This window comes from Leclercia pneumoniae, assembly GCF_017348915.1.
Classification (GTDB): domain Bacteria; phylum Pseudomonadota; class Gammaproteobacteria; order Enterobacterales; family Enterobacteriaceae; genus Enterobacter; species Enterobacter pneumoniae.
In genome coordinates this window covers 3,716,888-3,739,644 of the sequence record NZ_CP071383.1, presented here as the reverse complement: position 1 = coordinate 3,739,644, position 22,757 = coordinate 3,716,888, and the positions used below count along the sequence as shown (strand labels likewise).

Annotated in this window: 25 protein-coding genes and 1 other RNA gene; 11 read left to right on the top strand and 15 right to left on the bottom strand. The window is 49.5% G+C overall.

Annotated features, from left to right (window positions below; all coding sequences use genetic code 11):
* Positions 1 to 26: 26 nt before the first annotated feature.
* The 4 genes from rnpB to JZ655_RS18105 all read left to right on the top strand — a co-directional run bounded on the left by rnpB (position 27) and on the right by JZ655_RS18105 (position 4,416).
* Positions 27 to 404, top strand: an RNA gene (gene rnpB / locus JZ655_RS18120) — RNase P RNA component class A.
* Positions 405 to 693: 289 nt separating this feature from the next.
* The gene (locus JZ655_RS18115; protein WP_242637284.1) at positions 694 to 2,091 is read left to right on the top strand and encodes a site-specific integrase; all 1,398 of its coding nucleotides are present in this window, start codon (positions 694 to 696) and stop codon (positions 2,089 to 2,091) included.
* A gap of 626 nt (positions 2,092 to 2,717) precedes the next feature.
* Complete coding sequence (locus tag JZ655_RS18110; RefSeq protein ID WP_023566399.1) at positions 2,718 to 3,419, top strand: YagK/YfjJ domain-containing protein; 702 nt, start codon at positions 2,718 to 2,720, stop codon at positions 3,417 to 3,419.
* 358 nt (positions 3,420 to 3,777) lie between these two features.
* Entirely contained in the window at positions 3,778 to 4,416 is a 639-nt protein-coding gene (locus JZ655_RS18105; protein WP_023566400.1) for a HEPN domain-containing protein, read from the top strand.
* A 45-nt stretch (positions 4,417 to 4,461) separates the two neighbouring features.
* Here the strand turns inward: JZ655_RS18105 and JZ655_RS18100 are convergent, their stop codons facing one another.
* Positions 4,462 to 5,037 carry a recombinase family protein gene (locus JZ655_RS18100; RefSeq protein WP_023566401.1) on the bottom strand — a complete coding sequence of 192 codons (576 nt, stop codon included), beginning with the start codon at positions 5,035 to 5,037 and terminating at the stop codon, positions 4,462 to 4,464.
* A gap of 448 nt (positions 5,038 to 5,485) precedes the next feature.
* Between JZ655_RS18100 and JZ655_RS18095 the strand changes: the two genes are divergently transcribed.
* A complete protein-coding gene (locus JZ655_RS18095; RefSeq protein WP_207292454.1) occupies positions 5,486 to 6,682 on the top strand; it encodes a FliC/FljB family flagellin in 1,197 nt (398 codons plus the stop codon).
* Positions 6,683 to 6,762: 80 nt separating this feature from the next.
* A complete protein-coding gene (locus tag JZ655_RS18090; RefSeq protein WP_207292453.1) occupies positions 6,763 to 7,287 on the top strand; it encodes a phase 1 flagellin transcriptional repressor in 525 nt (174 codons plus the stop codon).
* A 165-nt stretch (positions 7,288 to 7,452) separates the two neighbouring features.
* Here the strand turns inward: JZ655_RS18090 and JZ655_RS21455 are convergent, their stop codons facing one another.
* Together JZ655_RS21455 and JZ655_RS18080 are read right to left on the bottom strand one after the other, a co-directional pair.
* Positions 7,453 to 8,088 (bottom strand): hypothetical protein, encoded by a 636-nt coding sequence (locus tag JZ655_RS21455; RefSeq protein WP_242637283.1) that lies wholly within the window; start codon positions 8,086 to 8,088, stop codon positions 7,453 to 7,455.
* An 11-nt stretch (positions 8,089 to 8,099) separates the two neighbouring features.
* Positions 8,100 to 8,345: a hypothetical protein gene (locus tag JZ655_RS18080; protein WP_029139669.1), complete on the bottom strand. Its 246-nt coding sequence runs from the start codon at positions 8,343 to 8,345 to the stop codon at positions 8,100 to 8,102.
* 191 nt (positions 8,346 to 8,536) lie between these two features.
* Here JZ655_RS18080 and JZ655_RS21450 point away from each other — a divergent pair, with 191 nt between their 5' ends.
* From JZ655_RS21450 to JZ655_RS18070, 3 genes are all read left to right on the top strand, one after another.
* Positions 8,537 to 8,746: a hypothetical protein gene (locus JZ655_RS21450; protein WP_071681678.1), complete on the top strand. Its 210-nt coding sequence runs from the start codon at positions 8,537 to 8,539 to the stop codon at positions 8,744 to 8,746.
* Positions 8,747 to 9,146: 400 nt separating this feature from the next.
* Complete coding sequence (locus JZ655_RS18075; RefSeq protein WP_207292452.1) at positions 9,147 to 10,478, top strand: SLC5/6 family protein; 1,332 nt, start codon at positions 9,147 to 9,149, stop codon at positions 10,476 to 10,478.
* Between the two features lie 20 nt (positions 10,479 to 10,498).
* Positions 10,499 to 11,800 (top strand): L-cysteine desulfidase family protein, encoded by a 1,302-nt coding sequence (locus JZ655_RS18070; protein ID WP_207292451.1) that lies wholly within the window; start codon positions 10,499 to 10,501, stop codon positions 11,798 to 11,800.
* Positions 11,801 to 11,849: 49 nt separating this feature from the next.
* Here the strand turns inward: JZ655_RS18070 and JZ655_RS18065 are convergent, their stop codons facing one another.
* Complete coding sequence (locus JZ655_RS18065; RefSeq protein WP_207292450.1) at positions 11,850 to 12,551, bottom strand: pirin family protein; 702 nt, start codon at positions 12,549 to 12,551, stop codon at positions 11,850 to 11,852.
* Between the two features lie 105 nt (positions 12,552 to 12,656).
* On the opposite strand from JZ655_RS18065, the gene JZ655_RS18060 reads away from it, so the two are divergent.
* Positions 12,657 to 13,553, top strand: a complete 897-nt coding sequence (locus JZ655_RS18060) for a LysR family transcriptional regulator (protein WP_207292449.1) — start codon at positions 12,657 to 12,659, stop codon at positions 13,551 to 13,553.
* A gap of 37 nt (positions 13,554 to 13,590) precedes the next feature.
* Here JZ655_RS18060 and JZ655_RS18055 read toward each other — a convergent pair whose 3' ends face one another.
* The 11 genes from JZ655_RS18055 to JZ655_RS18005 all read right to left on the bottom strand — a co-directional run bounded on the left by JZ655_RS18055 (position 13,591) and on the right by JZ655_RS18005 (position 20,858).
* Positions 13,591 to 13,956: a DUF805 domain-containing protein gene (locus JZ655_RS18055; RefSeq protein WP_207292448.1), complete on the bottom strand. Its 366-nt coding sequence runs from the start codon at positions 13,954 to 13,956 to the stop codon at positions 13,591 to 13,593.
* 106 nt (positions 13,957 to 14,062) lie between these two features.
* Complete coding sequence (locus tag JZ655_RS18050) at positions 14,063 to 15,049, bottom strand: glutathione S-transferase family protein (RefSeq protein WP_207292447.1); 987 nt, start codon at positions 15,047 to 15,049, stop codon at positions 14,063 to 14,065.
* Between the two features lie 68 nt (positions 15,050 to 15,117).
* A complete protein-coding gene (locus JZ655_RS18045; protein ID WP_040073926.1) occupies positions 15,118 to 15,510 on the bottom strand; it encodes a DoxX family protein in 393 nt (130 codons plus the stop codon).
* A 210-nt stretch (positions 15,511 to 15,720) separates the two neighbouring features.
* On the bottom strand, positions 15,721 to 16,020 hold the full coding sequence (locus JZ655_RS18040; protein WP_207292446.1) for a YqjK-like family protein: 300 nt from the start codon (positions 16,018 to 16,020) through the stop codon (positions 15,721 to 15,723).
* Positions 16,017 to 16,415: a phage holin family protein gene (locus JZ655_RS18035; protein ID WP_040073928.1), complete on the bottom strand. Its 399-nt coding sequence runs from the start codon at positions 16,413 to 16,415 to the stop codon at positions 16,017 to 16,019. Before JZ655_RS18035 ends, JZ655_RS18040 begins: the two co-directional genes overlap by 4 nt.
* A gap of 2 nt (positions 16,416 to 16,417) precedes the next feature.
* Complete coding sequence (locus tag JZ655_RS18030) at positions 16,418 to 16,723, bottom strand: ElaB/YgaM/YqjD family protein (protein WP_040073929.1); 306 nt, start codon at positions 16,721 to 16,723, stop codon at positions 16,418 to 16,420.
* A 29-nt stretch (positions 16,724 to 16,752) separates the two neighbouring features.
* Positions 16,753 to 17,121, bottom strand: a complete 369-nt coding sequence (locus JZ655_RS18025; protein WP_040073930.1) for a DUF1090 domain-containing protein — start codon at positions 17,119 to 17,121, stop codon at positions 16,753 to 16,755.
* A gap of 154 nt (positions 17,122 to 17,275) precedes the next feature.
* Positions 17,276 to 17,617 carry an EnvZ/OmpR regulon moderator MzrA gene (gene mzrA, locus JZ655_RS18020; RefSeq protein ID WP_425352494.1) on the bottom strand — a complete coding sequence of 114 codons (342 nt, stop codon included), beginning with the start codon at positions 17,615 to 17,617 and terminating at the stop codon, positions 17,276 to 17,278.
* 34 nt (positions 17,618 to 17,651) lie between these two features.
* On the bottom strand, positions 17,652 to 18,314 hold the full coding sequence (yqjA, locus tag JZ655_RS18015) for a DedA family general envelope maintenance protein YqjA (RefSeq protein ID WP_040073932.1): 663 nt from the start codon (positions 18,312 to 18,314) through the stop codon (positions 17,652 to 17,654).
* Between the two features lie 348 nt (positions 18,315 to 18,662).
* Positions 18,663 to 19,439, bottom strand: a complete 777-nt coding sequence (gene exuR / locus JZ655_RS18010; protein ID WP_046885807.1) for a transcriptional regulator ExuR — start codon at positions 19,437 to 19,439, stop codon at positions 18,663 to 18,665.
* A 120-nt stretch (positions 19,440 to 19,559) separates the two neighbouring features.
* Entirely contained in the window at positions 19,560 to 20,858 is a 1,299-nt protein-coding gene (locus tag JZ655_RS18005) for an MFS transporter (protein WP_046885808.1), read from the bottom strand.
* A gap of 475 nt (positions 20,859 to 21,333) precedes the next feature.
* Between JZ655_RS18005 and uxaC the strand changes: the two genes are divergently transcribed.
* Entirely contained in the window at positions 21,334 to 22,746 is a 1,413-nt protein-coding gene (gene uxaC / locus JZ655_RS18000; protein WP_207292444.1) for a glucuronate isomerase, read from the top strand.
* Positions 22,747 to 22,757 lie beyond the last annotated feature (11 nt).

Here is a 22,757-nt window from a genome sequence, read left to right as displayed (position 1 = left end):
GGCGCAAACCCTCTATACTTCGCGCCGAAGCTGACCAGACAGTCGCCGCTTCGTCGTCGTCCCTTTCGGGGGAGACGGGCGGAGGGGAGGAAAGTCCGGGCTCCATAGGGCAGGGTGCCAGGTAACGCCTGGGGGGGAAACCCACGACCAGTGCAACAGAGAGCAAACCGCCGATGGCCCGCGCAAGTGGGATCAGGTAAGGGTGAAAGGGTGCGGTAAGAGCGCACCGCGCGGCTGGTAACAGTCCGTGGCACGGTAAACTCCACCCGGAGCAAGGCCAAATAGGGGTTCACATGGTACGGCCCGTACTGAACCCGGGTAGGCTGCTTGAGCCAGTGAGCGATTGCTGGCCTAGATGAATGACTGTCCAACGACAGAACCCGGCTTATCGGTCAGCTTCAACTTCTTCTAAAACAATACGTTGGTGTGTCTCAGCCCTTTCTAGGTGAAAATGTGACACAGACTGTGATACAAACGAGGCACACCAACGGCTGTTCCATCCCGAATATCCTAAAGCGTGGCAACCGTTACTTCCTTCATTTCCGACTACCTTCAGGCGGTTTTTTTCGCATGTCTCTGGGTTGCGATTCAGCCAGTAGGGCAAGGTTTATATCTTCCCGGCTCACTATGTTCATTTCTCTTGTAAAATCGTCCAAGATGGAGCCAGCCCAACTATTGGACATAGTGCATAAAATGAAGAAATTAGAACAAAAAGACATTGATGATTATTTGCTCAGTATTCAGGTGGCTTTTTATTCCGCCGCAAAAAAAATTCCAACAACTGTACGTAAGAGACTACGAAGCTCGACTTCATTAACTTATGAAAAAAGTAACGTCACCCTCTTAGGGGAGGTGCTTGGTGATACTTTCACAACTGATGGTCCAGCTTTGTCGGAAGACTCTGTTATTGAACGTCTTAGCAGGCAGTATGACATTACAGGCATGGCGGAGGAGATCGATTATATAGCCTCGGAATATGACCTCATGTGGAAACATTATTGTGATGCACATGTAGCCTTTCTTGATTCCCGACATTCTGAATATCGGCAGATCCTTAGCTCTTTGCGACCAGAGAATGACTACGCTCCCGCTGTGGTCGATAAATCTGAAAAACCATTGGCCTCCGAACTGACACTATCTCAGGCATGGAAGGGATTTCTTGAGTTCAAGTCAGACTGGAAACCTAAGATTCGGCAAGGCAATGAAAAATATTTCGAAGTAATTGAGGCTGTTCTGGGGGCTGAAACACTAGTTACGAGCATTACCCGTCGTGATATTAAAAATTTGCTTGAAGTTGTCGAAGGCCTTCCTCGACAAAACAAGAAACCATACAACAGGATGGGTGCCCAGCAGTGTTTGGACTTGGATGAAGTACCAGAAGATGATCTGGTATCCTCAAAAACCGTCAAAGATTACCTGAAACTCTGTCAAGGATTGTTCTCCACGTACTTGACTGGTGAACTTGATGTTCTTGAATCATCGCCGACAAATAATGTTAAGTATGAATCAAAGAGTAAAGGTTACGGCGTATACAGCCAAACTGAAATGCGAAAGTTGGTTACACATTTCGAAACGTTGGACGGCTGGAAAAAATGGGGGTTCCTGCTGCTGGCATATACTGGCGCTCGTAGAAGTGAAATCGCTAACCTGAAGGTATCGGATGTTCGCTTAGACGATGATAGCCAGCGATACTACATTATGATTGAGGACAGCAAAACGGAGGCTGGTATTCGGCAGGTTCCTATTTCGCTTCGCCTAATCGATATGGGATTTTTGAATTACCTAGAGGGCAAACATCGTAGCGACAAGCTATTCCCTGAAATTTCGTATAGCAATCAGGTAACACGGATCTTCCACGCGATAAGAGACAACTTGGAAATTAATTATCTTAATGATTTCAAAGAAAGGCGCATTGTACATAGCTTTCGGCATACCTTTATTACTGAAGCCTTATCAAAAAATAATGCCCTTACTCTTGTTCAGCAAACCGTTGGGCATGAACATTCAGGTCATAAGGAAACTCAGACTTATACGGGCAGAATGAGGATTTCCGACTTGATTTCGGTGATAGATAGTATTGATTGGATTTAATGGGAATGATTCTCATTTGTGGCGTTTTGTGGTAAAATATACTTCTAATGCAACAGAGTTGAAGAGAAGCAATATTGTACCTTGAATTCAATTTGCCTGCGTTTAACCCCCCATCCCTGGATGAACGTAAACGCATGGTAATGATCCTGAAGTCAGCCAGATTAACGCTGACAACTTCCCGCATTAATGTTTTGTACCATCTAACCCGAACCGTTATTCCAAGCACGGCTCTCGAACTTTCAAAACTTCTGAACGTCCCGCTTTCAACTACACACCGCAATTTGTCTGTACTGTCTAAGGCTGGTTTGGCTGACTACATCATCGACCGCTCAGGCGTATCCCGCTGGTTCTTGGTCTCAGCTAACCACCCTAATTTTTGCCTCTGCTGCAATCAGGAATATACTAGCGCCAGCCAGGCCCTTGCGAAACATAAAATCCAGTGGTAATCTAGTAGAAGTTTCTGTTGCAAAGCAGAAACTTTTCTGAGTAAAAAATTTTATAATGCCTGTATTCAAACATCAGAAATGGTGCGGGTCTACTGGGCTTTTTGCGTTTCTTTTTCCTACTGGTTTTTATTAATACCTATACAAGGATCTACACCTATCTGACACTCTAGAAGGAGGCGTATGCAGCAATCTGTTTTATCTTTACCCCAATCCATCAATTTACTGACATCTCACCGTGATAACGGTCATTACACTCTGGTCCATTCCTCAACCTATCTTCACGATGGTCTGACCTATGCGCTTAACCATGACCCGTTAAGCAAGCTAAGCCACCCAATACGAAAAGAAATTATCGATCGATTCATCGATCAGCTACAAGCTATGCTCACGCATTATGACGAACTGTACGGATTCCGCTTTGATTTATCTGTACCTGAAGGAATGCCCGTTGCTGAAAGCAACAGATTGATTAGCGATCTGTTTACCCGTCTGCGTGGTGAATTCACAGCAAAGGCTTGGAATAACCAACCAATTAAAAAATTCGGATATGGTTGGGTTAGGGAAAAAGAAAAGTCTAAGCAAGTTCATTACCACTGCTGGATTGCTCTGCCATACTTTCAAGTCAGAACAGCGGGATTTGGCGATAAGGGAATGATTGGGCGTATCAGTCGAATCTGGTCAGAACTCACGAGTGGCGTTTCCCGTGTTCATCTTCCTGATGGTCGATACAGAATCAAAAGAGGTGACCATGACTCGTTGGTGGATATGGTAGAAAGAATCTCATATCTTGCCAAGAATCGCGGGAAGTATTCTAATGGTAAAGGGCAGCAAACATTCTCAGCTTCGAGGGTAAAATTTAAGACGGCTAGAATACTTCATTAAAATCCTTTATAGGAAGCCCGACATTCAATTTTGCATCTTATGTAGTACCATCGCATTGCTTACCCTCTTAAAACCTCTTAGGGAATGATACCGTGCGTTTAGCAGGGTTCTTAATCCATCATCTCAGTATAGATTTAAATTGTCGAGCGTCATTCTCAATTTTGCTTAATAAATAACCACAGGGCTACCGCTTTCATCGGCGTAGCCCTTTTTTGTTTTCTCGAATCTAATCATAATTAAAAGAAAAATATTATAAAAAAGTATAATAAAAACTTGCACGTGGGATCACGGCCTTAATGGACGTTTTATCACAATCTGATGTAATATCGGCTTTATTTTCATTAGGATGCTTAACGTCATGAACATACCAGATTGTTTTAAAATCGACAGAAGTGGTTTTGGCAAAGATCCCTTCGGATATGGCGCATTGGCTAATATTAAATTTGGGATGGCAAGCTCATATTCAGGTTCTTCTGTTGGTGTAACTAAACCTACAAATAATGGCGATCTAAAGAACCCTGTACTTTGGCTGACTCAGACACAGGCTTTAACTGAAGCCGCTATTGCCGTTTTCCGTAATGAACCATCTTTTGAAAACATGCCAGTTTTAATGCGTGGCGTTTGTGATAGTCAATACTGCGCTGTGGGACTAATGCTTGTTGGTTATAGCCTTGAAGTCTCACTAAAAGCAATGATAATAATGAAGCATGGCATTGAGAGTTACCAAGAAACGGAGCGTAAAAATAAACATCATAGGTTACATGATTTAGCTAAATTTATACCAGATCTCACCAAGAAAGATATCGCGATCCTTCGTGGGTTAACCCATTTTGTTTACTGGGCAGGAAGGTATCCCGATCCAGGTACTGGTGACGAAGAGAAAGTAGAAGACATATTCCGCATTTCAGAGAAATATCAAATTTCGGCTAAAGACCTTTTCATTTTATCCGCCAAAATAACAGGTTATGCTGAAACAGTTGCGAATGCTGAATGCTAAGATTTGCTCAAGGCCCATCCATGCTAAGAAGGGTCATCAACAATTCTAACTTAAAATGTTCCAATGTCGTTTGATTGTCGGCAGACTCAATCCTAAAGCGGTAACAGCCTTAGCTTGGCTCAATCCGCTTGCTCTAGCTTCCTGTACGCGCTTACGCGTCTCTGTAGCAACCGGGCGACCTAACTTCTTACCTTCCTTCTTCGCACGCTCTAGCCCCTCTTTGGTGCGTTCCACGATACGAGATTTTTCGAACTCCGCAAAAGCTGAAAACATTTGAAGCATCAACTTTCCTTCGGCGCTGGCAAGGTTATGTGTTGGTAGGTCTAACGATACAACATCGATACCTTCATCCATCAACATTGTGATAGTTTGCTGTACATCGATGTTGTCACGGCCTAAGCGATCAAGCTTGAGGACGACCAACCTATCACCAGTCTCCAGCTTATGATTGATCATATCGGCAAAGGCTTTACGCTGCATTGCCTGTACACCACCGGACACAACCTCCGAGACAACACGATTATCGAGCACATCATAGCCAGCCTGACGAATCGCCATGATTTGGTTTTCTGTGGTCTGCTCGCTGGTGGACACACGACAATATGCAAAAGTTCGGCTCATAACATTCCTTCAGGTGGTATCAATATACGGTATCATAATTTATTATTGGTATCTTTATGTCAATAGGGTATTTTGTTGATACCAGTTTCATATGGTGTTTGTTGGTATCGTAAAACGTTCGATTGTTGATACCACTCTGATCACCGCCACCGATGACACCCGTATGATATTTGGGAAACATCAGGAGTTACCTTTACGTGCGGAGAGAACCTGTCTGGCAGACCTGACAATACGGTGATGAAATTATGGGGGGGCAGATCATGGCAATGTATGCTGAAAAATCAACATTATTGAGGCAAGTAAGTATCTGCTATCGCGTGATAAGTTTAAAAACAAAAGGAAAACATAAGGTTGTATTACATAAAAAAAAGATAAAGTTTAACTACGAGCTGTCGATAACTTGAGTAACGCACACAAGTCCAGCGTAATAAACCAAAAGGAAAATGTTATGGCACAAGTTATCAATACTAACAGCCTGTCGCTGTTGACCCAAAATAATCTGAACAAATCTCAGTCATCCCTGAGCTCTGCTATTGAGCGTCTGTCTTCTGGTCTGCGTATCAACAGCGCTAAAGATGATGCTGCTGGCCAGGCGATTGCTAACCGTTTCAGCTCAAATATCAGAGGCCTGACTCAGGCTTCTCGTAACGCCAACGATGGTATCTCAATTGCACAAACTACTGAAGGTGCACTTAATGAGATTAATAATAACTTACAGCGTGTACGTGAGCTGACTGTTCAGGCTGGAAATGATACCAACTCTGGTTCAGATTTGTCTTCAATTCAGGACGAAATTACAGCGCGTTTAGCTGAAATTGATCGTGTTTCTGATCAGACTCAATTCAACGGGAAAAAAGTACTCAGCGAAACCCAGAGTTTGAAAATCCAGGTTGGTGCAAACGATAATGAAACTATTACAATTGATTTGAAAGAAGTCACAGCAGAGAAATTAGGTTTGAAAGGTTTTAATGTCGCACCTTTCGCACCCAAAACACTTGCCGGTGATGATTTCACTAAAGCATTCGGAAAAGATGCAGGTGTTACAACAGCCACATTTGCAGAAAAAACGGCTGGCGATTTCGCTAGTCAACTCGGTGTTGCTGCAGGTAGTGTTAAATTTGATGGCACTGCTATTACAAAAGATAGCAGTGGTAATCTTTACGCAAAAGTTAACATCAAAGCAGCCGATGATACTGAACTTGCAAAATTAAAGGGTCAAGGGTTAGATGTTACGAAAACAGCGGATACCTCTTTCTATGTGGCTTTGAAAGCCGGTGATGCGGATACTACAACAGCTGCGGGTACTGCTGCTTTCAAGTTGGATACATCTACATTATCTGCGACTGATCTCAAAGCAGTTGTTACTGCAACTAAAAACCCTTTGGACGCTATTGATAAAGCTTTATCTCAGATTGACCAGCAACGTAGTTCACTGGGTGCAATTCAAAACCGTTTTGAATCGGCTGTTACAAACCTTGGCAATACTGTAAACAACTTGTCTTCTGCACGTAGCCGTATCGAAGATTCTGACTATGCTACAGAAGTGTCTAACATGTCTCGTGCACAGATCCTGCAACAAGCGGGTACTTCTGTTCTGGCGCAGGCTAACCAGACTACTCAGAACGTGCTGTCCCTGCTGCGTTAATATAGTTTATAGGGCTAAGCCCCGTGATTGCGGGGCTTTTTTATTTAATATGCTAAAGTCGGTTATCAGGTACAGCTGTTATGAATGATATCTCATATGGTCGAGAAGCGGAAAACTGGCCCCGAGAATATTCTATGCTTGCTCGCAGGATACAATTTCTACGCTTTAATGATTATCCGGTGAAGCTGGTAAGCAGCAATGGGCAATCAATAGTTGGTTATATTTCAAAGTTTAACCAGAAAGAAAATGTAATTTTGGCATCTGATGAGGCCAAGGGATGCAATCGAGTTGAAGTCAAACTTGAGTTTCTCGCATCACTTGAAGAATTGTCGATTGGCGAAAATTTAACCGCAAGACTTATTGCTGCTGATGTTTTTAATGTTCAGCCATGTGAACCAACAAGGAAAGACTTTTTCTCTATCTGCAATAAGTGTTTCAAACAAGGGGTGGGTATAAAAGTACATATGCTAGATGGGCGCATTCTGATAGGGGAGACGACAGGCGTTAATGCTTGTCAGGTCGGAATGATTAGACCTAATGGCAACCATATGCAGGTCATGTTTGATTGGGTCAGCAGAATAACATCTTCAGATTATTTCGATTAAACTTTAATATTATCAGCTGGTTATAAGTGTTTTAGAAGGGCGTTTGGTCAAGAGAATGAGTAACTAAGTCAATAAATATGGAGCCATTTAGCTTATCTTACATCTTGTTTTGTTTTCAATATGAAGTTACGACAGGAGGCCGCTGGATGCAGCCCCTGAAATTCGTTATCGGAAATCTTTCATCCTGAATTTGTACCTTACGTCGTCAGAGTCCGCGTGTAACTCTTTCACTGTGAGTTCGTCATCTCGAACCATAAAAACCACATTAAATTCAACATTACCAGCGCCCTGCCAACGGTTAGAACTTTGACCTGACTCTTTCCAAATCACGTTGTCATCAGATAATTTACAGTCGAATGAAAAACGCTGGTTATCTGAAGGGCGCATGTATGAAACAGTAAACACTCCAGCCGTTTTCGTTTTGGTTACTTGAGTTTTACCCACACTCTTACCGAACATACCTGCAATTGCTGCCTTACAGACTTGAGATTGAGTGAATGGCGTAGTTGATGCTGGCATAAGGTTCACCGACGCAGCTTTCTTTACCTTTACTGCTTCAGGCGCAACAAATGGCTGGCTTGTTGGGGCATCATTGCTAGCTACATCATTCGAGTAATAGGAGTTCCCAGTATTCTCACTACCACCGCCACTACATCCTTTATAAATCGCGATTGCGATGAAACCTAAAAAAATGAATCCTCTCACGGGAGACTGATATGGTTTTTTAACACCACACCCTGGACACACTTTCGCTTCTGAAGAAACCTTCTGCCCACACTCTCTGCAAGGCCTCATTGCCATGATACAAGTCCTTAATCATTAACTTCGACGGTATACCGCCCGCCTTTGTCCTTAATTACATACTGGTAGACATCATCGCAGAACACAGTGACTGAGCCACCAAAAGCAGCAGGGAAGACACCATTCACTTTGTCACATTGATAACCAGCATTACGAATAACAGCCTGGCTTTCTGATTTCAGTTCAGGCGATCCATCACCCGCCAGCACGCAATTGGACATGCTAACCCCCAGAAATACCGCAACAATCTTTTTCATAATAGCCTCATTAGTTGAGTAAAGTTTGTGCACCATAGGCAAACACATAGATGTGCTTAAATTACTTTAGTCGATTGATATTATAAAATCGATCGGTAAAATTGATCAACATGGTAACTATAATCGTCTAAGGAGATTGAAGATTGCTAAGTAGTCGTGATTGGTGAAAAACGAACATTGAGGGGTTAAGGATGAAAGGTTCTGTATTGATGTTTTGCAGTTTGTTGTTGCCGTTTAACGCCAGCGCGGGTCGAATAACGATGAGTAACCCAGATCAATCGACGATGGAAAATGGTCGGACTCTCTGTGTTTATAGCAATAGCATTTACACGTTTACCTATATCACGAAGTCGAAACATTGCCCGTACAGCAAAAGCTTCGACACGGCTGATAGCGAGTAAATTTCAGGACTATCGTTGTGATACAAAGTGGGATACAGTCTGTGATACAAGACAACACAAACGCCACAGATGCCTGACGTATGGTTGAAATCTCCTGACTTATCGGTCAGCTTCAACTTCTTAAAGAAAACCCCGCCTCGGCGGGGTTTTTTGCTTTGGCATGTTTTTTAACGTGCAACGCTAATACTAAGGAAATCATTCCTTTAGGCACACAATCAGGAGCAATTTTTGCTCTAATTTTCGAAAAGCCTTATTAATATTGTGACTTTTTTCTCTTCACCTGCGGGTATGATTTTCCCCATTCCAATAATTCGCGCCTGCACATCTCTGGCTCATTATCGCTGATGAGCACAGACCCAAAAATGAGAACTCTATACCCTACACAATAAGCGAGAGCCTTATGGATACGGCGAAAAATAGCAGCGTGATGGTCACGGATTCCCCTGCGGCAATGCGAGCGGGAATGCGTGAAAGTGAATGGCAAGAAGCCATTAAATTCGACAGTACCGATACCGGTTGGATCATTATGAGTATCGGCATGGCGATAGGTGCGGGAATTGTTTTTCTCCCGGTCCAGGTGGGATTAATGGGCCTGTGGGTATTCCTGCTCTCCTCAATAATCGGTTATCCGGCGATGTATCTCTTCCAGCGCCTCTTTATTAATACGCTGGCGGAATCACCAGAATGCAAAGATTACCCGAGCGTTATTAGCGGCTACCTGGGCAAGAACTGGGGGATTTTATTGGGCGCGCTCTATTTCGTGATGCTGGTGATCTGGATGTTTGTCTACTCCACCGCGATCACCAATGACAGCGCCTCTTATTTACACACCTTTGGCATTACCGACGGCCTGCTTTCGGAAAATCCCTTCTACGGCTTGCTGCTGATCTGTATTTTGGTGGCGATCTCATCGCGCGGTGAAAAGCTCTTATTTAAGGTTTCAAGCCTGATGGTGCTTACAAAGCTGTTTGTCGTCGCGGCGCTGGGGCTGTCGATGATTGGGCTCTGGCACTTAGCCAACGTGGGTATGCTGCCGCCCGTCGGACTGCTGATTAAAAACGCCATTATCACGCTGCCTTTTACGCTCACTTCGATTCTTTTTATTCAGACGTTAAGCCCGATGGTGATCTCTTATCGCTCGCGAGAAAAGTCGGTAGAAGTCGCGCGCTATAAAGCGCTGCGGGCGATGAATATCGCCTTCGGCATTCTGTTTGTCACGGTCTTCTTTTACGCGGTCTCGTTCACGCTGGCGATGGGGCATGACGATGCGGTAAAAGCGTACGAGCAGAATATTTCCGCACTGGCGATTGCGGCACAATTTATTAGCGGCGAAGGGGCGGGCTGGGTCAAAATTGTCAGCGTCATCCTCAATATTTTTGCGGTTATGACCGCGTTCTTCGGTGTGTATCTCGGCTTTCGCGAAGCCACACAGGGCATCGTGATGAATATTCTGCGCCGCAGGATGCCGGCAGAAAAAATCAATGAATCCCTGGTACAGCGCGGCATCATGCTTTTCGCCATTTTACTGGCCTGGAGCGCCATTGTCTTAAATGCGCCGGTACTGAGCTTCACCTCTATTTGCAGTCCTATCTTTGGCATGGTGGGGTGCTTAATTCCTGCCTGGCTGGTCTATAAAGTCCCCGCACTGCATAAATACAAAGGCGTATCGCTGATGATCATTATTATCACCGGCGTGCTGCTTTGCGTTTCTCCTTTCCTCGCCTTCTCCTGAGGATCATTTAGGTGGTTAAGATGTCTGAGTTCACGAATCCTTTATGGAACCCTTTTATTCGCGCTGTCCGGGCGGAAGTAAAACCTGCCCTTGGCTGTACCGAACCCATCTCTCTGGCGCTGGCCTGTGCGATTGCCGCCGGGCAACTCACGAAGCCGGTAACGCACATTGAAGCGTGGGTATCGCCAAATCTGATGAAAAACGGGCTGGGGGTAACAGTACCAGGAACCGGGATGGTCGGGCTGCCTGTTGCCGCGGCGCTGGGGGCGCTGGGGGGCAATCCGCAGGGCGGGCTGGAAGTGCTCAAAGAGGCCTCAGCCGAGGCGCTCACCAGGGCTAAAGCGTTGCTGGATGCCGGTAAAGTGCAGATAAACTTGCAGGTGCCGTGCGATGAGATCCTCTATTCCCGCGCCTGCGTCTATGCAGAGGATGAGTCAGCCTCGGTGACCATTGCCGGTGAACATACGCGTGTGATCGAGATTACCTGCGGTGGAAAAACATGTTTTCATCGCAATGAGAAGGTAGAGCACCACGACGATGATCCCCTGACTGTACTTTCCACGGCTACGCTGTCGCAGATCTTTGAATTTGCCGGGCACGTTCCCTTTGCCGATATCCGCTTCATTCTGGAGGCCGCCCGGCTCAACGATGCGCTTTCCCGCGAGGGGCTGAGCGGGAAATGGGGTCTCCATATCGGCGCTACGCTGCAAAAACAGCGCGAGCGTGGCTGGATGGCGCAGGATCTTGCGTCGGAGATTGTTATTCGCACCAGCGCCGCCTCGGACGCACGCATGGGCGGAGCGACACTGCCGGCGATGAGTAACTCAGGCTCTGGCAACCAGGGGATCGCTGCCACTATGCCGGTCGTGGTCGTTGCTGAATATGTTCAGGCCGACGAGAACATGCTGGCACGGGCATTAATGCTGTCTCATCTGGTGGCCATCTACATCCATAACCAGCTTCCGCGATTGTCGGCACTGTGTGCCGCCACGACGGCAGCAATGGGAGCAGCAGCAGGCATGGCCTGGCTAATGGGCGGCAACTACCAGACGATGGCGATGGCGATCGGCAGTATGATCGGGGATGTCAGTGGCATTATCTGTGACGGGGCGGCGAACAGCTGCGCCATGAAGGTCTCTACCAGCGTATCCAGCGCCTGGAAAGCGGTGATGATGGCACTGGAGGAGTCTGCCGTGACGGGCAATGAAGGGATAGTTGCGCAGGATGTGGAACAGTCGATCGCAAATCTGTGCGCACTGGCATGCCGCTCAATGCAGGCCACGGATAAGCAGATCATTGAGATTATGATGAGCAAAGTGTAACGCCTTTCCCCTGACCCTCTCTTTCTGAGAGGGTCAGCAGGTATTATCGTCACACAGGCAAATCAATCAGCAATGCGCGCAGCGGTGTATCCGCGACCAGGGTAATATTCGCTTCATCACGAATAAACGCCCCGTCACCACAGGTCAGCGCTTCTTTCCCTTGCGCATGCGTGACGGCATGTACCGTGCCGTGAATCGACTGCAGATAGGCGCGCGGGCCATGCAGCTGGAAGCTAAGCTCCTCGCCTTTCTTCAGCTCAATATGATGCAGCCAAATCTGCTGGCGCAGTTGCAGGCTACCCTGGCTGCCGTCCGGCGAAGCGAGCAGCTGCTGCTTACCGTCCTGCAATACCATCTTCTGAACCGGTGCATTTTCACGCTCCGGGCATGCGTCCAGCCACAGCTGCAGGCGGGTCAGCGTTTTGTCTTTGCTGAGATTATGCTCGCTATAACTTGTGCCTGGTTGGGTGGCAATCAACAGCGCTTCACCGGCCTTCGCCTGGACATGATTGCCTTCGCTGTCGCGGTACTCGGCTTCGCCTTCCAGAATCACATTAAGGATATCCACTTTAGGATAGGTACGCGGCTGGAAGGAGGCGCCTGGTGCAAGCACTTCCTGATTCAGCACGCGCAGTGAGGCGTAGCCCAACAGTTTCGGGTCAAAGTAGTGTCCAAAGGAAAAGGTATAGCGGGCCTGCAACCAACCGAAGTCGGCTTGTCCACACTGCTTTGCAGTTCTTGTAGTAATCATAATGCTTGACCTCTCTTTACACTAAAACAATGGTAAAGGTATGGACGCTGCATTGTTAGCCAGATATTCTGCCCACTATGTTCAAATTTCCTGAATGATAACGTTATGGCTAAAGAGAGAGCACTGACGCTTGAAGCGCTGCGCGTCATGGACGCGATTGACAGACGTGGCAGCTTTGCTGCGGCTGCAGACGAGCTGGGGCGCGTGCCGTCAGCCCTGAGTTACACCATGCAGAAGCTGGAAGAAGAGCTGGATGTGGTGTTATTTGACCGCTCCGGTCATCGAACAAAATTCACCAATGTTGGCCGCATGTTGCTTGAGCGCGGGCGTGTACTGCTGGAGGCGGCTGATAAACTCACTACCGATGCAGAGGCTCTGGCTCGCGGCTGGGAGACTCATCTCACTCTGGTAACAGAAGCACTCGTCCCGACGCACGTGCTCTTCCCGCTGGTAGAAAGACTGGCGGATAAAGCCAATACGCAGCTGTCGATTATCACCGAGGTGCTGGCAGGGGCGTGGGAGCGTCTTGAAACAGGCAGGGCGGATATTGTCATTGCGCCGGACATGCACTTCCGATCCTCGTCTGAGATCAACTCCCGTAAGCTCTATAGCGTAATGAATGTCTATGTTGCTGCCCCGGATCATCCGATTCATGACGAGCCTGAGCCGCTCTCAGAAGTTACCCGCGTAAAGTACCGTGGTGTGGCGGTGGCCGATACCGCCCGCGAACGTCCGGTACTGACCGTGCAGCTGCTGGATAAGCAGCCGCGTCTCACCGTCAGTACGCTGGAAGATAAACGCCAGGCGCTGTTGGCCGGGCTGGGCGTCGCCACTATGCCTTATCCGTTTGTGGAAAAAGATATTGCTGAAGGGCGCCTGCGCGTGGTCAGTCCGGAGTACACTAGCGAAGTGGATATCATTATGGCGTGGCGTCGGGACAGTATGGGCGAGGCCAAATCCTGGTGCCTGCGCGAGATCCAGAAGCTGTTTACCGTCAAATAAGCGCATGCCCGGTGGCGCAATGCCGCCGGGCAAGGTATCAAGCTTGCCGTTTAGGATCCGGCCCGAAGCGGTTTTCACCCGGCGTGCCAGCCTGGCAGTTGAAGATCAGAATAATTAGCCAGCCGACGATGGGAATAAGCACCAGCAACAGCCACCACGCCGAACGGTCAGTGTCGTGCAGGCGCCGGAACAGAACAGCCCAGGACGGCAGCAGAACCAGCAGACCATAAATCGTCGTCAGCACCCCTTCGCCCCCGGCGCGCTCCCAGCCGAGCATTTTATCGAGGATGCCCAGCACGAGGATAAGGATGAAGTTCACCAGAACAAACATCCAGTACTCTTTGCGGCGGGCGCGGCCACCAAATCCAATGTAGTTGCGCAGTACTTGGAGATACCAGTCCATATATCTTGCCTCAATAATCAGTCAATCACTTGTTTTCTAAGCGATCGAGGTAAGAATAGACGGAGATTGTGAATAAAAAAAGGGCATCAATTGATGCCCTGAATATTTAGCCGAAACGGACGTCACGGCCATGCGGTTCGTTCAGATCCTGCCATGGACCAATGGAGATAATACCCGTTGGGTTGATGGTTTTATGGCTGCGGTAATAGTGGGTGCGGATGTGGTCAAAATCGACCGTTTCGGCAATCCCCGGCATCTGGTAGATGTCGCGCAGGAAACCATACAGGTTCATATAATCGCTGATGCGATGCTTATCGCATTTAAAGTGGGTGACATAGACCGGATCGAAACGTACCAGCGTTGTCCACAGACGAATATCGGCTTCTGTCAGTCGATCGCCGGTGAGGTAGCGATGCTGGCCAAGGATCTGCTCAATGCGCTCCAGCGACTCAAAGACTTTCTCGACCGCCTCGTCGTAAGCTTCCTGGCTGGTGGCAAACCCGGCCTTGTAAACACCGTTATTGACGTTGTCGTAAATCCAGCTATTCAGCTCATCAATTTTTTCCCGCAGTTCAGTGGGATAATAATCGCCCGCCCGCGCGCCGTGAGCATCAAAAGCGGTATTGAACATGCGGATAATTTCAGCCGATTCATTGCTGACGATGGTCTGGTTTTTCTTATCCCACAGTACCGGAACGGTGACGCGTCCAGTGTAATGTGGATCGGCACGCAGATAGAGCTGATAGAGAAAATCGTGGTGATAGAGGTCATCGCCCGTGGCGGCCGGGAAATCCTTGTCGAAGGTCCAGCCGTTTTCCAGCATCAGCGGGTTAACGACCGAAACGGGGATCAGCGATTCCAGCCCTTTCAGCGTGCGGACAATCAGTGTGCGATGCGCCCACGGACAGGCGAGTGAAACGTAGAGATGATAACGGTCTTTCTCCGCCGCGAAGCCGCCTTCACCGCTCGGGCCGGCGGAGCCGTCGGCGGTGAGCCAGTTGCGGAAGGCAGAAACAGAACGCTTAAAACGTCCTCCGGTAGATTTGGTGTCGTACCAGGTATCCTGCCAGACGCCCTCAACAAGTTGTCCCATTTTTTCCTCCTTCAGATAGCCAAAGCGAGGAGATATCTCCTCGCTTCAAGTTTACTCGGGTAATCGGCTTACCACTTTTTATTCAGCACACGGTCGATGCTGAATGCGCCTGGACCGGTGATACCCAGCAGCAGGAAACCGCCTGCGATAGTCAGGTTTTTCATGAACATCAGAGAGTTCACGCCTTCTGCAAAATTACTGTGGAAGATGAATGCCGTCAGCAGAGTAAAGCCTGCGGTGAACAGCGCGGTGGTACGGGTCAGGAAACCGAACAGAATTGCCAGACCGCCGCCAAACTCAAGCAGGATGGTCAGAGGCAGCAGGAACCCCGGTACGCCCATGGCTTCCATATACTGTTGCGTTCCTGCGTAACCAGTGATTTTGCCCCAGCCTGCTGTAATAAACAGAATCGGCATCAAAATACGCGCAACCAGTACACCAACATCTTCTAATTTTTTCATTTTACTCTCCACGAAACCACAAGGGCTGCTGATTTTTATTTTTCCGCAAATCCGGGCACCTGCCGCGCATTTGCTGTCGATGGAGAGGATATTAAACGGGGCGATTGGCAATTGTTAGCAAGGAAAACTGTCAATCTTAATCAAAGATATTGAGCAATCAGTAAGGGGTGCGCAGGCCGGAAGAGGACTAACCCGGCCTGCGGAGTGGGGCTAATTACCCAGTTGTTGCTGGCGAAGGGTCGACTTAACCAGTCGCCATGCGGTCCATGCGCCAAAACCGCGACGTGCCCAGCGAACCAGAAGATTGGGATGGCGTACCGTCCAGATAGCCATCACGCTGCTGCCAACCAGCGCCCATGAGCGTAAGCTCAGAAAGGTATTCCAGCCGCGATCGTACGAACGCGTTACGGCTAGCCAGTCGCGACGGCTGGCGGACAGATCCAACCGCTGCTGTTGGATCTGGCTCAGCAGATACGCCTTTCGCTGTTGACGATCTGATTTGTCACTCACGACTTGTCATCCTCCAGCAGAGACCGGTCGTTGGCCAGTTCATGACGAGTATGACGGAGCAGGCTTGACTGACGCGCTTTGCGCATCGTCCAAATCCCGCCAATCAGGGCTGCCACCAGCAATACTACGGTAGTCGCGATCATGGCGTTCAGACGATACTGCGGATCAATCGCCCAGATAATCAGCACCATCAGGCTCATCAGGCCAAAGGCGGCGAAGAGCATGGTCAGCCCCAGCATAAGCAGCATCTGGAAGAGGTTGGCCTTCTCCTCTTCAAGTTCAACCACAGCCAGCCTGACGCGTGTCTCCACGATGCCAACCAGAGTGGTTAAAATACGCTGCCCAATGCCGAGGACGTTTTTTGCAGGGCCTTGTGCTTGACGAGGATCTTCCATAATCAACGACGCGTCAGCAGGACACCCAGAACGACACCGATAGCGGCGCCAATGCCCACTCCGGTCCACGGGTTGTCACGTACATATTCATCCGCGCGAGCGGCTGCTTCACGGGTCTGTTTGGCCAGCGCGTCACCTGTCTCACCCAGGCGATAACGGCTGTCTTTCAGGGCGCTTTCGGCTTTACTGCGCAGTTTGCTCAGCTCTTCCTTTGATTTGTCTGAAGAGGTATTCAGCACCTCTTCCAGGGTATCCGCCAGGGATTTCAGTTCAGCGCGCAGATGTTCCGATGTGGTATCTTTGGACATGATTCTCTCCTGTTAAGACTTCCGTTGGCTTAATAATCGCGAGACTCCAGCGCATGCAGCTCTTCCTGCGCTTCTTTCAGTTTCTTTTCACGCTTTTCGATCTTATCCGCATCGCCTTTCGCTTTTGCTTCCACCAGATCCTGACGGCGTTCGGCAATCTCTTCTTTCTGCTCAGCAATATCTTTCTGGTGTTCAGCACGCAGCTTACTGTCCGTACAGTTCGCCTGTACTTCACTCAGCGCTTTTTTCAGACCACTGATGCGGCTCTGATTGTTATGCTTTTCGGCGTAACTGATCTCACGCTTGATATCCTGTTCCTTCTCCTGACACAGGGAAGTGGCGAAAGACGCTGTGCTAATTGAAAAAAGGGCAAGACCCAGAACGATGCGGTAATTCATGATTGAAACCTTCCATTGTTAACGGCAAATCCTAACGAAATGCCGATTTTCCAGAGTGCTGCGGAGTACATCGAGAGGTGCTCCGCGTACTTAAGCATAGTAAGTAAACGGCGATATCACCAAAGTGGGTGAAAAGATTCAGAATCCTGGAAGTTTAGCCCGCCAGGCGAGAGGTATCACGCAGGCGAGTTAGCCAGAGTGCAGTCTGGTTAGGATCATCCTGTTGCGCGATGATATAACCCTGCGGCAGCGTACGGTCGAGCACCTTTTTCGCTTCAGCGCTTTGGGCGCTGGAATCGAAGGTGATTAACAGCACGTCATTCTGAGGCGTAATGCTTTTAAAGCGAATGCCATTAGCATCCAGATGGTGCCAGATGGAAAAGCCATCTGGCACGCTCGAACCCTGAATCACCGGGCGAATCGCCAGCGTAGACTCGTGGGTCTGGAGCGCTTTCCAGACCAGCAGCATGGCGCTGAGCATACACAGCGCCACCATGGCGTAAGTAAACTGTCGCATTGAGAGGCGCACGTTAACCTCGACTCCCATGTTTTTTCTTCCACAAAACAACCAGTGAGCCAATCAGGCCAAACACCAGCAGCACCACCGGAAGCAACATCAGGCACGACATTAGCGCGTCTTCATATTTAAGGAACACGGGCGTCTTGCCGAGCGCGTAGCCCAGGGTGGTCAGAATCAGTACCCAGAGCAGGCCGCTCATCCAGTTGAAGAACTGAAAACGGGCGCTGTTCAGGCCGGAGAGGCCGGCTATGGTAGGTAAAAGGGTACGGACGAACGCGATAAAACGGCCAAGCAGCAGGGCGGAAAGACCATGCTTATGGAACAGATGGTGCGCACGCTGATGGTAGTGCGCCGGAAGATGCGAAAGCCAGTTCTGCACAATACGCGTATTGCCCAGCCATCGCCCCTGAATGTAGCTCACCCAACAGCCCAGGCTGGCGGCAATGGTCAGTAACACTACCGTTTGCGGGAAGGCCATCGCCCCCTTTGCGCAGAGCACCCCTACCAGCACCAGCAAGCTATCGCCCGGCAAAAACGCGGCGGGCAGCAGGCCGTTTTCAAGAAACAGAATCATAAACAGGACAAAATAGAGCATGCCAATCATGGAAGGATTGGCCAGGGTTTCGAAATCCTGGGCCCATAAGGCATTAAGTAATTGGGTAAAAAGTTCCATTCAGTGTTCCTGGAAATCGGTTAACGTCATGCCCGTCAACCGGGTCAAAACAGCACGGCGATAGTTTTTATAAAGACATTATGATCGCTCGCGGACACATTGTGTGGCCAGAACTGTTCCCTGTTAAATGGCTGGGTAAGCAAGCACTAACTTACAGAAATGCAAATTGCATCTAATTGTAACAAACCCCGCAGTTCTGCGTCACAGAATTTCGCGAGGATAATGATGTGATTTTGGCTTAACCCAGGGAGGGGACGCGAGGGTATTTACAAAGGCTGACACTATAGAGGTTTGCTTACCCACAGACGCCAGAAGGCGCAATGATGCGCCCGCCAGCAGAGAAGAAAACTATTTTGTGCCGCTTGCGGCAGTATCAAGATGAACAACCGGATTTTCGGCAAAAAGGTAACGGTCAGCGTTAAATTCGAAGTCATCACTCGTTTCGTTAAACAGCATCTGTTTAGTGTTCTCGAGGTGCTGCCACATAGCCAGCTTCGCCGCATGCGGATCTTTTCGAATCAATGCTTTAAGGATCTGGTCATGATCATCACACCAGTTATCGACGGTGCGTAAATCGATATGATCGTGCAGTTTTTTCCAGTACGGGTTATGAACGCGCTGAGTCCACATTTTTTCAACAATCGCCGCCAGTGCCGTGTTTTGCGTTGCGAGGGCCACCTGGACATGGAATTGCAAATCCCATTCGGAATCGCGGAAACATTTTTCCTGACGCGCTTTATCCTGGATCTCCATCAGCTTCATGATGTCCTGTTTGGTCACCTGGGTGGCGGCAAACTCGGCGATATTACTTTCAATAAGCTGACGCGCCTGCAGAAGCTCAAAGGGGCCGTAACTGGCAAATTCCAGACTTTCGTCCGGTGCCGGGGAGTGTTTTGCCTGGCTGGAGATAACATGAATGCCTGAACCTTTACGCACTTCGACGTAACCTTCGACCTCCAGCATAATGATAGCTTCACGAACCACGGTGCGGCTGACGCTCTTCTCATCGGCAATGAAACGCTCCGCAGGCAGTTTATCGCCCACCAGATAGACGCCTTGCTCGATGCGATCTTTCAGCTCGGCAGCAAGTTGCTGATAAAGACGACGGGGTTCGTTGATTTCCATATGCGCTCCAGGCAGGGTACGGCAGATGATATTTGTTATACCACTTTTGCTAAACCCCCACCAGATTTCGCCATCAAAAAAGCCGCCCTGACAGGCGGCTTTAGTTCACACTTTTCTTCGCTAACTCTGGGCGGCGGGGCCGCCTATGGTGCTCTTTGCCAGCTCCTCGGCTGACTGGTTTTTCAGTACCGTCCAGATAACGATGGCCCCCAGCACGTCGAACACCGCCAGTACCGCGAACAGCGGGCTAAAGCCGATAGTATCTGCCAGTGCGCCCACAACCAGTGCAAACAGGGTGCTGGCGGTCCAGGCCGCCATACCGGTCAGGCCGTTGGCGGTTGCCACTTCGTTACGCCCAAAGACGTCGGAAGAGAGGGTAATCAGCGCGCCAGACAGAGACTGGTGAGCAAAACCACCGATGCACAGCAGGCCAATCGCCACGTACGGGCTGGTGAAGAGGCCGATCATGCCTGGGCCAATCATCAGCAGTGCGCCCATGGTCACAACCATCTTACGTGACACAATCAGGTTAACACCAAACCAGCGCTGGAACAGTGGCGGCAGGTAACCCCCTACGATGCAGCCCAGGTCAGCAAACAGCATTGGCATCCAGGCAAACATGGCGATCTCTTTCAGGTTAAAGCCGTAGACTTTAAACATGAACAGCGGGATCCAGGCGTTGAAGGTACCCCAGGCCGGTTCTGCCAGGAAGCGTGGCAGGGCGATACCCCAGAATTGACGGGTACCCAGAATCTGCCAGACAGACATCTTTTTACCGTTGTTGGTCTGGTGCTGTGCTTCCTGACCACCAATGATGTATTCACGTTCTTCTTCAGAAAGTTTTTTCTGATCGCGCGGGTGCTTATAGAAGACCAGCCACGCCATTGCCCATGCAAAGCTAAGCACGCCAGAGATGATGAATGCCATCTGCCAGCTGTGCATCACGATAGCCCATACCACCAGCGGCGGGGCAATCATCGCACCAATAGAAGAACCCACGTTGAAATAGCCAACGGCGATGGAGCGCTCTTTCGCCGGGAACCATTCAGAGCTGGCTTTCAGGCCGGCCGGGATCATAGCGGCTTCTGCAGCACCTACTGCGCCACGTGCCAGTGCCAGTCCACCCCAGCTGCCCGCCAGCGCGGTCGCGCCGCAGAATACTGCCCAGGTGACGGCGAAGAAGGCGTAGCCAATTTTGGTGCCGAGAATATCCAGCACATAGCCGGCAACGGGCTGCATGATGGTGTATGCCGCAGAGTAAGCGGCGATGATGTAAGAGTATTGCTGGGTCGAAATGTGCAGCTCTTCCATTAACGTTGGCGCCGCAGCCGCCACAGTGTTACGCGTCAGGTAGCCCAGCACGGTGCCAAGCGTCACCAGTGCGATCATGTACCAACGTAACCCTTTAATTTTACGCATGTAAAACCTCATCGTTATGTTATATCTGCGCTCTGGCGCAGCGCCTCTCTCGGTAAACCTGAGCGGCTTCTTTAACGGGAGGGCGTAACCGGGAGTGTCTCCCGGAACGGCCCGAACCTTGCCATAAGTGAATCGTGCATAAGTCGGTATCCGTACCGTGTATTCCGGTTGTGATAGAAACCGGTAAATCATTCCGTCGGCTTATAAATTGCGACGGCGAGAAGATAACTTGTCATACAACTTTAAAAGGTGAGTGACATCACAAAAGTGTGAATCTTTGTAAGGTCATTATTTGCGGCGAGCTAAGCCAGTGCTGGCGCGGCTTCCAGCGGCCTCTGCCCCTTTGGAGGTAATTTTTTTGTGGGCGTTTATTGATCTAACTCACGAAAAAATCTTCTGGCTCTGGAAATTGGTGTGATAACTTTGCAGCATCTGAACATAAGCTTTCTGACGCACTCGTAATGAGGATGACGATATGACCGCGTTTATGACCGACGATTTCCTGTTAGATACCGAATTTGCCCGCCGCCTGTATCATGACTATGCAAAAGACCAGCCGATTTTCGACTACCACTGCCATCTGCCGCCGCAGCAGGTTGCCGAAAATTATCGCTTCAAAAACCTGTATGACATCTGGCTGAAAGGTGACCATTACAAGTGGCGCGCCATGCGCACCAACGGCGTAGCCGAGCGCCTCTGCACCGGTGATGCGTCAGACCGCGAGAAATTTGATGCCTGGGCGGCAACCGTGCCGCACACCATCGGTAACCCGCTGTACCACTGGACACACTTGGAATTGCGTCGTCCGTTTGGTATCACGGGCAAACTGCTGTCCCCGACCACGGCAGATGAGATCTGGGATGAGTGCAACGCGCTGCTGGCGCAGGACAAATTCTCTGCCCGCGGCATCATGAAGCAGATGAACGTGAAGATGGTCGGCACCACCGACGATCCGATTGACTCACTGGAGCACCACGCCATCGTTGCACAAGACAGCAGCTTTGATGTGAAAGTGCTGCCAAGCTGGCGCCCGGATAAAGCCTTCAATATTGAACTGGCCACCTTTAACGATTACATGGCGAAGCTTGGCGACGTCTCTGATACCGAGATTCGTCGCTTTACCGACCTGCAAACGGCTCTGACAAAACGTCTGGATCACTTCGCGGCGCACGGCTGTAAAGTGTCTGACCATGCGCTGGACGTGGTGCTGTTTGCCGATTCCAGTGAAGCCGAGCTGGACAGCATTCTGGCCCGTCGCCTGGCAGGTCAAACCCTAAGCGAACACGAAGTGGCGCAGTTTAAAACCGCCGTACTGGTCTGGCTGGGCGCGGAATATGCCCGTCGCGGCTGGGTTCAGCAGTACCACATTGGCGCGCTGCGTAATAACAACCTGCGTCAGTTCAAACTGCTGGGACCGGACGTGGGCTTTGACTCCATTAACGACCGCCCGCTGGCGGAAGAGCTCTCTAAACTGCTGAGCAAGCAAAACGAAGAGAACCTGCTGCCAAAAACCATCCTCTACTGCCTGAACCCGCGCGATAACGAAGTGCTGGGCACCATGATCGGTAACTTCCAGGGCGAAGGGATGCCAGGCAAGATGCAGTTTGGCTCCGGCTGGTGGTTCAACGATCAGAAAGACGGCATGGAGCGTCAGATGACGCAGCTGGCGCAGTTGGGTCTGTTAAGCCGCTTCGTCGGGATGCTGACCGATAGCCGTAGCTTCCTGTCTTATACACGCCATGAATATTTCCGCCGCATTCTCTGCCAGATGATCGGCCGCTGGGTCGCCGCGGGCGAAGCACCGGCAGATATCCAGCTGCTGGGCGAAATGGTGAAAAATATCTGCTTTAACAATGCGCGTGACTACTTCGCCATTGAACTGAACTAAGGCCGTTAGGG